Genomic DNA, 11,726 nt, shown 5'->3' with positions numbered 1-11,726 from the left:
TCGAGCGGGCGCGGACGGGGCGCCTACTCGGCGCCCATCGCCTTGCGGCTCACGCGGTGGGCGACGATCTCTTCCTGCACGAAGTCGCGGAACGCGGCGATGCGTTTCGATTGCCGCAGTTCCTCGGGGTAGGCGAGGAAGACCGGCACCTCGTTCGACTCGATCTCGGGCAGGACACGCACCACCGAGGGAAAATCCTCGATGATGTAGTCGGGCAGCACACCGATCCCGAGGTTCGAGATCACCGCCTGCAGGACGCCGAAGTAGTTGTTCACCGTCAGCGTGCCGTGAATGTCGTGGGTCAGCAACTGCTGGACCAGCTGCAAGCCCGCCGTCACCTGCGCCGACCGCGGATTCTGGCAGATCAGCCGGTGGCCGGCCAGTTCGTCCAGCGTGTGAGGTGTGCCGAACCGTTCGAGATAGTCGGGCGAGGCGTAGAGCCGCATCTTCACCGCCATCAGCCGTTTGCGGATCAGGTCGGCCTGGCTCGGCTCCTTCATGCGGATGGCGACGTCGGCCTCGCGCATCGGCAGGTCGAGCACCCGCTCCTCGAGCATCAGGTCGATGTTCAGTTCGGGGTACTTTTCGTACAGCTTGGACAGTCGCGGTGCGAGCCAGAGAGAGCCGAAGCCGGTCGTGGTGGTGACCCGCAGCTCGCCAAAGACCTCTTCCTCGCTGTCGTGGATGCGGGCGGTCGCCGCCTCGATCCGCTTTATCATCGACGAGGTGGCATCGAAGAGCAGTTCGCCCTGCTCGGTCAGGATCAGGCCGCGCGCGTGGCGGTGGAAGAGCGTGGTGTTCAGCGATTCTTCGAGCGCGCGAATCTGGCGCGACACTGCCGACTGCGACAGGTGCAGCGCGTCCCCCGCATGGGTGAGCGACCCGGCGTCCGCCACGGCGTGAAAGATTCTAAGCTTGTCCCAGTCCATCGGATCGATCTTCGTTGCTGCGGGGATTGAATACGGCAAATAATGAACTTTGGGGTAACATTCTATGCTGCGGCGCAGAAATATTGCGGAATTTTCTTGGGATCCCGTCCCCATCCGCCGTAGTTTCAACAGGATAGGTCATTGAGCGACGGGAGGCGCGCAATGAACGCAACCGATATATCCCTGAACGATCGTTTCGATGTGGACAAGGACCGCGTGCTTCTGAACGGCACACAGGCCCTAGTCCGCCTCATGCTGATGCAAAAAGCACGCGATGTGACGCGTGGGCTGGATACGGCGGGCTACGTGACCGGCTATCGCGGCTCGCCGCTGGGCGCGGTGGACTTGCAGATGGCCCGTGCCGAAAAGCACCTTTCGGCCGCCGGCATCCGCTTCGAGGCCGGTCTGAACGAAGACCTCGCGGCGACGGCCCTCTGGGGCAGCCAGCAGGCCGAGCTCCGCGGCGAGGGGCGGCACGACGGCGTCTTCGGCCTCTGGTACGGCAAGGGGCCGGGGGTAGACCGCTCGGGCGACGTGATGCGCCATGCCAACATGGCCGGAACCTCGAAACACGGCGGCGTGCTCATGGCCATGGGCGACGACCATACCGGTGAATCCTCGACCGTGTTGCACCAGTCCGAGTGGGCGCTGGTCGACGCCTACATGCCGGTGGTCAGCCCCGCGGGCGTGCAGGAGATCCTCGACTACGGCATCTACGGCTACGCGCTCTCGCGGTTCTCGGGGCTGTGGGTCGGGCTCAAGACCATGAAGGACACGGTGGAGGCGACAGCGGTGGTCGACGGTCGCCCGGAGCGTCTCCACCTCGTGGACCCGACCGATTTCGCCATGCCGGAGGGCGGGCTCAACATTCGCCTCGGCGACACGCCGCACCTGCAAGAGGCGCGGATGATCGACTACAAGCGTTTCGCGGCCGAGGCGTTCAGCCATGCCAACCGCATGGACCGAAGGGTGTGGGGCAAGCCGGGCGCCAAGATCGGTTTCGTCGCTGCGGGCAAGAACTGGCTCGACCTGACACACGCCATGTCCCTGCTGGGGATCGACGAGGCGGAGGCCGACCGGCTTGGCCTGACCACCTACAAGGTCGGCCAGACCTTCCCGCTGGACATGCAGGGCTTCCACGACTGGGCCGAGGGGCTCGAGCTCATCGTGATCGTCGAGGAAAAGCGCAAGCTGATCGAGGTGCAGGTCAAGGAGGCGATCTTCGACGATCGCCGCGGCCGCCGTGTCTACGGCTGGTACAAGGGCGGCGCCGGCGGGATGCACCGCGAGGAACTTTTCCCGACCCGCGGCGCGCTCGATCCCGTCTGGATCGCCGAAAAGCTGGGCGGCATCCTCGTGGAGGAAGGCCGCGGCACCGACGGCGTCCGCGCGGGGCTGGCGCGCCTGGAGGAGTCCCGCCGCGCCGACAACGTCGAGGAGATCGCGGCTCGGCTGCCCTATTACTGTGCCGGCTGTCCGCACAATACATCCACCAAGGTGCCCGAGGGGTCGCGCGGCTATGCGGGCATCGGCTGTCACTACATGGTGCAGTGGATGGACCGGAACACCACCGGCTTCACGCACATGGGCGGTGAGGGCGCGAACTGGATCGGGGAGGCACCCTTCTCGACCACGCCGCACGTGTTCCAGAACCTCGGCGACGGCACCTACAACCACTCGGGCGTGCAGGCGATCCGGGCGGCGCTGGCGTCGGGCACCAACATCACTTTCAAGATCCTCTATAACGACGCGGTCGCCATGACCGGCGGACAGAAGAACGAGGGCGGCCTGACCCCCGACCGCATCGCCCGCGAGCTGGACGCCATGGGCGTGCGCCGCATCGAGGTGGTCTTCGACGAGAAGGAAGAGCCCGAGAAGTCGGACTTCCCGTCTTCGGTCGGCTGGCACGAGCGGGCCGAACTGGACGAGGTTCAACGCGATCTGCGCGAGGTCGAGGGCGTCTCGGCGATCATCTACGTCCAGACCTGTGCCGCCGAAAAGCGCCGCCGCCGCAAGCGCGGCGAATTCCCGGACCCTGACACGCGCGTGTTCATCAACACCGATGTCTGCGAGGGCTGCGGCGATTGCGGCGTGCAGTCCAACTGCGTCGCCATCGCGCCGAAGGAGACCGAGTTCGGCCGCAAGCGCGAGATCGACCAGTCCGCCTGCAACAAGGACTTCTCTTGCCTCAACGGGTTCTGCCCGTCCTTCGTCACGCTTGAGGGGGCCAAGCCCCGCAAGGGCGCGACGACCGATCTCGACCTGCCGGACATTCCCGATCCCGACCTGCCCGCCATCGACGGCACCTGGAACGTGGTCATCACGGGCGTCGGCGGCACCGGCGTCGTGACGGTGGGCGCGGTGCTGGCGCAGGCCGCGCAGATTGCCGGCATGGGCGCGGGGATGATGGAGATGGCCGGTCTCGCGCAGAAGGGCGGCGCGGTGCACATCCACCTGCGGCTGGCCGAGGCGCCCGAGGACATCAGCGCCGTGCGCGTGGCGACCGGCGAGGCACACGCGCTGATAGGGGGGGACCTCGTCGTCAGCGCCGGCGCCAAGACGCTGGGCCTGACGGCGACCGGCCGGACAGGGGCGGTGGTCAACAGCCACGAGACCCCCACCGGCGACTTCACGCGCGAGCCGGAATTCACGCTGCCGGCCGACCGCCTGCGGCTGTCGCTGGAGCGGCGTCTGCGCGAGCGGCTGGACCTCTTCGACGCCTCCGACCTCGCGCGCGAGACCACGGGTGACTCGATCTTCTCGAACACCATGCTGCTGGGTGCGGCGTGGCAGCGCGGTCTGATCCCGCTGCCCAAGGACGCGATCCTGCAGGCGATCGAGCTGAACGGCGCAGCAGTCGAGGGCAACAAGCGCGCCTTCGAGATCGGTCGCTGGGCCGTCACCCATCCCAAGGATGCTGCCCGGATCGTGACCCCGAACGTGGTCGCCAAGCCCGCCACGCTGGCTGAGCGCATCGCCGTGCGCGAAGAGCATCTGACCGCCTACCAGAATCGGCGGCTGGCGCGGCGCTACCGGGCGCTGGTCGACAGTGCGCCCGAGGGACGGCTGCGCGAGGCGGTCGCGCTCGGCTACCACAAGGTTCTGTCCTACAAGGACGAATACGAGGTGGCGCGCCTGCATCTCGAGACCCGCAAGCGGGCCGAAGAGGCCTTCGACGGGAATTTCAGGATGAGCTTCCATCTTGCCCCGCCGGTGGTCGCGAAAGAGGGCGCCGACGGGCGCCCGCAGAAGCGGCGTTTCGGCGAGGGGATGCTCAAGGGCTTCCGTGTACTGGCACGGCTGAAGGGGCTGCGGGGGACGTTCCTCGACCCGTTCGGCCGGTCCGAGGAGCGCCGGATGGAGCGGGCGCTTATCCGCCAGTACGAGGCCGACATGGAAGAGTGGCTGCCGCGCGCGGACGAGGTGACGGGCGACACGCTGGTGGCGCTGGCCGAGCTGCCGCTGTCGATCCGGGGTTTCGGCCCGGTGAAGGCCGCGAACGCCGCCAAGGCCGAGAAGCGGCGAGAGGAACTGCTGGCCGTGCTGCGGTCGGGCGGGGATGCGCCGCGGCGCGACCTGCGCGCCGCTGGCTGAGGCGGACGACGGTCACAAATGCGAAACCCGGACGGCCCCGAGTGGACCCGAGAGGGATTTGATGTATTCCCATGCGTCACGCGGGGGCCGCTGCGCGCCCGCGTTTACAAAACGGTCACCTGCCTGTTGCAGTGAGGCGGGACCGACAAACGCCAGAAGGAGGCTCGGTTCCGATGCCCGACACGCGTCAGGTTGCCCGGGACATATCCTATTCGTACTCCGCGCAGACCAGGGGCGGTCGCGCCCTGATCCGTCTGATGGAGAACGCCACCGGCCGCGTGGGCCTCATCCGGCGTGCGCGCGGCTACGATGCCGAGGTCGCGCGGGGCCGTGATTTCTGGGAGGTCATGGTCGAACGCTACGGCCTCCGGCTCGAGGTCGTGGCCGGCGACATCACCGACATCCCCACGAGCGGCCCGCTGATCGTGGTGGCGAACCATCCCTACGGTATCCTCGACGGATTGATCCTCGGGCACCTCCTGTCGGTCACCCGCGGCGACTTCCGCATCCTGGCCCACCGCGTGTTCCGCAAGGCCGAGGACCTCGACAAGGTGATCCTGCCGGTCAACTTCGACGAGACGAAGGAGGCGGTGCAGCAGAACCTCGACACCCGCAAGGAAGCGCTGCGCTATCTCGGTGCGGGCGGGGCCATCGGAATCTTTCCCGGTGGCACCGTGTCGACGGCGGCCAAACCGTTCCGCAAGCCGATGGATCCGGGCTGGCGCAGCTTCACCGCGCGGATGATCGCCAAGTCCGGCGCGACCGTGGTGCCGATCTACTTCGACGGGCACAACTCGCGCCTGTTCCAGTTGGCGAGCCACCTGCACACGACGTTGCGCATGGGTCTGCTGATCCGCGAGTTCAATCGCCGCGTCGACAAACCGGTGCGGCTCGTCATCGGCCGCCCCATCCCGCCGGACGAGATCGGGAGCCGGGCGAAAGACGCGCGCGAGCTGATGGATTTCCTGCGCAAATCGACCTATGGACTGTCCCCGACGCCGTTGGCGTCGCTGGACACCGGCTTCGAGTTCGAGGTGAAGCACCGCGATCCCAGGCTGCGCGACGGCAAACACAAACGCACGGGCGGAATGGTCTACTGAGGCCGGTCGCACCGGCGCAGAGCAGGGGCAGGACATGGCGGTTGGCATCTTCGATTCGGGCCTCGGCGGCCTGACGGTTCTGGACGCCGTGGCACGTCGGCTGCCCGGGGTCGAGTTCACCTACCTTGGCGACAACGCGAACGCGCCCTACGGCGTGCGCGATGCGGATGCGATCTACGAGCTGACCGTCGCAGGCGTTCAGCGGCTCTTCGACGAGGGCTGCAAGCTGGTGATCCTCGCCTGCAACACGGCGAGCGCGGCCGCGCTGCGCCGGATGCAGGAGGGCTGGATCCCCACCGACAAGCGCGTGCTCGGCGTGTTCGTGCCGTTGATCGAGGCGCTGACCGAGCGGCGTTGGGGCGACAACTCGCCCCCGCGCGAGGTCGCGGTCAACTGCGTGGCGCTGTTCGCGACGCCCGCGACCGTGCGAAGCCGTGCCTTCCAGCGCGAGCTGTCCTTCCGCGCCGTCGGCGTGGACGTGGAGGCGCAGGCCTGCGGCGGTCTCGTCGACGCGATCGAGGAGGGCGACATGATCCTCGCCGAGGCGCTGGTGCGCAGCCATGTCGACGCGCTCAAGCGCAAGATGCCCGAGCCGCAGGCGGCAATGCTGGGCTGCACGCACTACCCGCTTCTGCAGGAGACATTCCAGGAGGCGCTGGGCCCGGACGTGCGCGTCTTCAGCCAGGCCGACGTGGTGGCCGAGAGCCTTGCCGACTACCTCGCGCGCCGTCCCGAGATGGCGGGCGAGGGCGGCAGCTCGAAATTCCTGACCACCGGCGACCCGCGCAAGGTCTCGGGGCAGGCGACGCAGTTCCTCCGACGCGAGATCCGCTTCGAGAAGGCCTGACGGCCCAGTCCATCCGCGGACCCAAGCGGCGCGCGGCGGGCATGGCCCCCGCGCGCCCGTCGCGCTATACACTGCCCGACCACCCGACCGGGAGACCGACATGACCCAAAGGATCGCCATCATCGGCGCCTCCGGCTACACCGGGGCCGAGCTGATCCGGCTCATCGCCACGCATCCGTCCTTCGAGATCAAGGCGCTCGCCGCCAATTCGAAGGCGGGGCAGACCATGGCCCAGGTCTTTCCGCACCTGCGACATCTGGACCTGCCGGCTCTGGTGACGTGGGAAGAGATCGATTTCGACGGCATCGACCTGTGCTTCTGCGCCCTGCCGCACAAGACCAGCCAGGAGGTGATCTCGAAGCTGCCGGGCCACCTCAAGATCGTGGACCTGTCGGCGGACTTCCGGCTGCGGGACCCGGCGGACTACGGCAAGTGGTACGGCAACCCCCACGCCGCCGAGGAGATGCAGAAAGAGGCCGTCTATGGTCTCACCGAGTTCTACCGCGACGACATCCGCGGCGCGCGCCTCGTGGCCGGCACGGGTTGCAACGCCGCTACGGGCCAGTTCGCGCTGCGGCCGCTGATCTCGGCCGGGGTCATCGGGCTCGACGACATCATCCTCGACCTCAAGTGCGGGGTCTCCGGCGCGGGCCGCTCGCTGAAGGAAAACCTTCTTCACGCCGAACTGTCGGAGGGCACCAACGCCTATGCCGTGGGCGGCACGCACCGGCACCTCGGAGAGTTCGACCAGGAGTTTTCGAAACTCGCGGGGCGGGAGGTGCGCGTGCAATTCACGCCGCACCTGCTGCCGATGAACCGTGGAATCCTCGCCACCGCCTATGTATCGGGCGAAGCCGACGCCGTGCATGACGCTCTGACCCGTGCCTATGCCGACGAGCCGTTCCTCGAAATGCTGCCCATGGGCGAGACGCCTTCGACCCACCACGTGCGCGGTTCGAACTTCTGCCATATCGGCGTGACCGGCGACCGAATCCCGGGCCGTGCCATCGTGGTCGCGGCGCTCGACAACCTGACCAAGGGGTCCTCCGGACAGGCGGTGCAGAACGCGAACCTGATGCTGGGCGTGGACGAGACGGCGGGCCTGATGCTCGCACCGTGCTTCCCCTGACGCGATTGCGACCTCCCGCCCGCTTTCGGGCGGGGGCGCCACCGGCTATATTGCCCGGGGAGACCGGGAGGTTCGCATGGCTCTGAGCACGCTCAAGAAGAAACGTCGCATTCAGGTCGTCGCGATGGCGGCGGTGGCGCTCGTGGTGTCGACGGCGCTGGTCGGCTACGCCATGCGCGACGGGATCAACTTCTTCCGCTCACCCTCGCAGGTGATGGCCGAGCCGCCGCAACCCACCGAAACGTTCCGCATCGGCGGACTGGTGGAGCAGGGCACGCTGATCCGCGGCGCGGGCGAGGAAATCTCGTTCAGCGTGACGGACGGCGGCGCCAGCGTGCCGGTGGTCTATACCGGCGTGCTGCCCGACCTTTTCGAGGAAAATCAGGGCATGGTCGGCACCGGCCGCTACGTGGACGGCCGCTTTGTCGCGACCGAGATCCTTGCCAAGCACGACGAGACCTACATGCCGAAGGAGGTCGTCGACGCGCTGAAGGAGCAGGGCGTTTATCAGGAAAGCGCGCCGGGCAGCTAAGTCCGGACGCGCATCGGTCCTAGCCCGCCTTGCTGGAGTTGTCCCGCTTGGCGTCCTCTTTCCGGACGGTCCGGCGGAAGGTGGCCACCCGGTAGAGATACCAGCCGACAAGCAACACGATCACGACGTTCGACACCGGCGCGAGCCAGCCCGAGACCGCCTCGTAGTTGCGGCCGAGGAACCATCCGGCGATGGTCAGGAACGCGGTCCAGATGACGGTGCCGGCGGTCGTGTAGACCATGAACTTGCCCAGTGGCATCCCCGACAGCCCGGCGGGCACCGAGATGAACGTCCGCACGCCCGGCACGAGGCGCCCGATGAACACCGCCTTGCCGCCGTGCTTGTCGAACCACGCGTCCGCGGCGTCGATCTCTCCCGGGGTGAGCGTCAGCCAGCGGCCGTACTTGCGCGCGAAGGTCTTGAGCCGTTCCAGCCCGATCCACGCGCCGAGGTAATACCAGAGCACCGCGCCTGCGAGCGACCCGATGCTGCCGGCCGCGATCATCAGGATCAGGCTCATCCCGTCGCGGTTCGCGATGAACCCGGCGAGCGGCATGACGATCTCCGAGGGGACCGGGGGAAAGACGTTCTCGAAAAACATCAGGAACGCGGCCGCGGCATAGCTGCCCTGTTCCATCAACGAAGTGATCCAGCCGGTCATTGCGCCCCTTGTCCGTCGGTTTCGCTGTCAACGCGCGAGGCGGCCAGATCGTTCGCCGAGAGCGCGCCACGCAAGGAGATTTCCTTGACTGCGTCTGGCGCGCGGACCAGTCCGCGTGCCTGCCGGTTGCGGCGGAACGCCTCCAGGCCGGCCCCGGCAGGCACGAACAACCAGTTGCCGCGCCGGGCATGGGCCCCGCCTTGCGTGAAGTTGCCCGAGTTGATCGGCGAGAGGTCGAGCCGGTCGCCCGCGCGGTCGAGCAGCGCCTCCGTATCGAACCAGATCACCGCCGTCTCGAGGTCGCGCTGCACGCTCGTCAAGAATGGCCCGCGCAGGTGACGCTCTGGCCAGAAGAAGACGCGGGCGTCCAGAAGCTCGGCCCAGCTTGCGGCGTCGTGGCCCTCGACCACGCGATTGGCGGCGGCGAGGCCGTGCAGGATGGGCTTTTGGTGGTTGAGACGCGCGGTGTGCCCGGAGGCGCCATATCGCAGGGCCGTCCGCTCGGGGCGCAGCACGATGTCGGCAGTTGCACGGCCCGAGAGCCGCGCCAGTTCCGCGGCGGGCAGAAGCCCGTGAGTCGCGATGCCCGGCAGGTTGGCCGCCGCGGTGACATGCGCCACCCGGCGGCCGAGATGGTCCAGAAGGGCGGAGCGATCGCGCCCCGCCAGCCGGTCGCTCATCCGCGCAGGATCGAGCGGCCCGCGTATTCGGCGCTTTCGCCCAGCATTTCCTCGATGCGGATCAGCTGGTTGTACTTCGCCAGCCGGTCCGAACGCGCCAGCGAGCCGGTCTTGATCTGCCCGCAATTGGTGGCGACGGCGAGATCGGCGATGGTGGCGTCCTCGGTCTCGCCCGAGCGGTGGGACATGACGTTGGTCATGCGCGCGCGGTGGGCCATGTCGACAGCCTTGAGCGTCTCGGTGAGCGACCCGATCTGGTTTACCTTGACCAGCATGGAGTTCGCGCAGCCCTTCTCGATGCCCATCGCGAGGCGGGTGGGGTTGGTCACGAACAGGTCGTCGCCCACCAGCTGGACCCGGTCGCCGAGACGGTCCGTCAGCATCTTCCAGCCGTCCCAGTCGTCCTCGCCGCAGCCGTCCTCGATCGAGATGATCGGGTAGTCGTCGCAGAGCTTGGCGAGGTAGTCGACGTTCTCTTCGGGAGTGAGCGACAGGCCTTCGCCCTTCATCTCGTACTTGCCGTCCCGGAAGTACTCGGTCGAGGCGGCGTCGAGCGCGAGGTAGATGTCCTCACCGGGCGTGTAGCCGGCCTTCTCGATGGACTTCAGGATGAAGTCGAGCGCGTCGCGCGTGCCCTTGAGCTCGGGCGCGAAGCCGCCCTCGTCGCCGAGGCCGGTGGACATGCCGGCGCTCGACAGCTCCTTCTTGAGCGTGTGAAACACCTCGGAGCCCATGCGGACGGCCTCCCGGATCGAGGTGGCCGCCACCGGCATGATCATGAATTCCTGGATGTCGATCGGGTTGTCGGCGTGTTCGCCGCCGTTGATGATGTTCATCATCGGAACCGGCAGGACCCGCGCCGAGGTGCCGCCCACGTAACGGTAGAGCGGCTGCGCGCAGAAATCCGCGGCGGCCTTGGCGACGGCCAGCGACACACCGAGGATCGCGTTGGCGCCCAGCCGGCCCTTGTTGTCGGTGCCGTCGAGGTCGATCATCGCGGTGTCGATGCCCACCTGGTCGGTGGCGTCCATGCCGGTGATCTCCTCGGCGATCTCGCCGTTCACCGCGGCCACTGCCTCGAGAACGCCCTTGCCCTTGTAGCGGTCCTTGTCGCCGTCGCGGCGTTCGACCGCCTCGTATGCGCCGGTGGAGGCGCCCGAGGGCACGGCGGCGCGGCCCATGGAGCCGTCCTCTAGCGTGACGTCGACCTCGACGGTGGGGTTGCCCCGGCTGTCGAGGATTTCGCGGGCGAAGATGTCGATGATCATGCTCATGGTCGGTCCGTCCGTGCGTGGATGTCGGTTGCGTCAGGGTCTAGCGGCGCGCGGTCGAGGTGTAAACGCGCGCGGGCTTCGGCGCGATGCCGGTGGCGCCGGCGCGGGCCAGCCGCCGCTCGCGCAGCAGGGTGTAGACCCCCGAGGCGATCACGAGCGCCGCGCCGATGAGCGTGGGGCCATCGGGACTCTCGCCGAAGAGCAGCGCACCGAGAACCAGCGCGAAGAGGATCCGGGTGTAGCGAAACGGGGTGACCACGGCGACGGCGCCGGTGCGCGAGGCGCTGGTGATCGCGTAGTAGGCCAGGCACCCGACCGCCGCCGCGCCGGTCAGCAGCACGAGGGTCAGCGGCGCGGGCACTACCGGAGCGCCGGTGAACGGCGTCAGGATCAGCCCCGTCGGGACCAGCATGAACATGCCCCAGACGGCAAGCTGGCTGTGGCTGACGGTGGACGGGACAGCCCGCGCGGCAAGGTCGCGTGCCGCGAGGCCGAAAACCGCGAGAACCGCCCAGAGCGCGTTCGGATCGAAACCGGAAGTACCGGGGCGGATGATGATGAGAACGCCGACAAGGCCCACGGCGATGGCGCTCCAGCGCCGCCACCCCACCGGTTCGGCGAAAAGCAGCGCGGCGCCGGCGGTGATGACCAGCGGCATGGCCTGCGCGATGGCCGACGCGGTGGCGAGCGGGATCGTGGTGATCGCGGTTACGAAGCCGATCGTGCCGATGATCTCGGCCACATTGCGCGCGACGATGGCGCGGTGCCGGAATGTGGGCGCCATCAGGCGTACGCCGCCGCGACGCGCCGCCAGCGCGAAGGCGCCGCCGCCGACGATGCCGATGAAGAGCAGGATCTGCCCCGTGGGCACGGTGGCCGAAGAGGCCTTGATGAAGGCGTCCTCGACGGCGAAGCCCGCCATCGCCAGAACCATCAGGATGATGCCGCGGAGATTGTCCATGTGTGGCGCCATAGGCGGA

General features: G+C 67.9%; 10 protein-coding genes. 5 read left to right on the top strand and 5 right to left on the bottom strand.

Translation table 11 applies throughout. The features are described 5' to 3' along the window. Positions 1-23: 23 nt before the first annotated feature. The gene (locus tag BMX29_RS15180; RefSeq protein ID WP_043842442.1) at positions 24-929 is read right to left on the bottom strand and encodes a LysR family transcriptional regulator; all 906 of its coding nucleotides are present in this window, start codon (positions 927-929) and stop codon (positions 24-26) included. 162 nt (positions 930-1,091) lie between these two features. On the opposite strand from BMX29_RS15180, the gene BMX29_RS15175 reads away from it, so the two are divergent. The 5 genes from BMX29_RS15175 to ccmE all read left to right on the top strand — a co-directional run bounded on the left by BMX29_RS15175 (position 1,092) and on the right by ccmE (position 8,131). After that, positions 1,092-4,523, top strand: coding sequence for an indolepyruvate ferredoxin oxidoreductase family protein (locus BMX29_RS15175; protein WP_092814414.1), 3,432 nt, complete (start codon positions 1,092-1,094; stop codon positions 4,521-4,523). Positions 4,524-4,696: 173 nt separating this feature from the next. Next, positions 4,697-5,623: a lysophospholipid acyltransferase family protein gene (locus BMX29_RS15170; protein ID WP_092814411.1), complete on the top strand. Its 927-nt coding sequence runs from the start codon at positions 4,697-4,699 to the stop codon at positions 5,621-5,623. Positions 5,624-5,657: 34 nt separating this feature from the next. Next, positions 5,658-6,470 (top strand): glutamate racemase, encoded by an 813-nt coding sequence (gene murI / locus BMX29_RS15165; protein WP_092814408.1) that lies wholly within the window; start codon positions 5,658-5,660, stop codon positions 6,468-6,470. Positions 6,471-6,570: 100 nt separating this feature from the next. Continuing rightward, positions 6,571-7,599 carry an N-acetyl-gamma-glutamyl-phosphate reductase gene (argC, locus tag BMX29_RS15160; protein ID WP_092814405.1) on the top strand — a complete coding sequence of 343 codons (1,029 nt, stop codon included), beginning with the start codon at positions 6,571-6,573 and terminating at the stop codon, positions 7,597-7,599. 76 nt (positions 7,600-7,675) lie between these two features. Beyond that, positions 7,676-8,131: a cytochrome c maturation protein CcmE gene (gene ccmE / locus BMX29_RS15155; RefSeq protein ID WP_043842449.1), complete on the top strand. Its 456-nt coding sequence runs from the start codon at positions 7,676-7,678 to the stop codon at positions 8,129-8,131. A gap of 19 nt (positions 8,132-8,150) precedes the next feature. On the opposite strand, the gene BMX29_RS15150 is transcribed toward ccmE, so the two are convergent. From BMX29_RS15150 to BMX29_RS15135, 4 genes are read right to left on the bottom strand one after another with little or no spacing between them, the layout of a single operon-like run. Beyond that, positions 8,151-8,792 (bottom strand): DedA family protein, encoded by a 642-nt coding sequence (locus BMX29_RS15150; protein ID WP_092814402.1) that lies wholly within the window; start codon positions 8,790-8,792, stop codon positions 8,151-8,153. After that, entirely contained in the window at positions 8,789-9,472 is a 684-nt protein-coding gene (locus BMX29_RS15145) for a DUF7002 family protein (RefSeq protein ID WP_092814399.1), read from the bottom strand. The genes BMX29_RS15150 and BMX29_RS15145 overlap by 4 nt, the downstream gene beginning before the upstream one ends. Beyond that, entirely contained in the window at positions 9,469-10,746 is a 1,278-nt protein-coding gene (gene eno / locus BMX29_RS15140; protein WP_092814396.1) for a phosphopyruvate hydratase, read from the bottom strand. Before eno ends, BMX29_RS15145 begins: the two co-directional genes overlap by 4 nt. Before the next feature lie 40 nt (positions 10,747-10,786). Continuing rightward, complete coding sequence (locus BMX29_RS15135) at positions 10,787-11,707, bottom strand: DMT family transporter (protein ID WP_092814393.1); 921 nt, start codon at positions 11,705-11,707, stop codon at positions 10,787-10,789. Between the last annotated feature and the right edge of the window lie 19 nt (positions 11,708-11,726).

Origin of the sequence: Roseivivax marinus (genome assembly GCF_900109705.1) — a bacterium.
Taxonomy (GTDB): Bacteria; Pseudomonadota; Alphaproteobacteria; order Rhodobacterales; family Rhodobacteraceae; genus Roseivivax; species Roseivivax marinus.
This window is presented reverse-complemented; position numbering and strand designations above follow the sequence as displayed.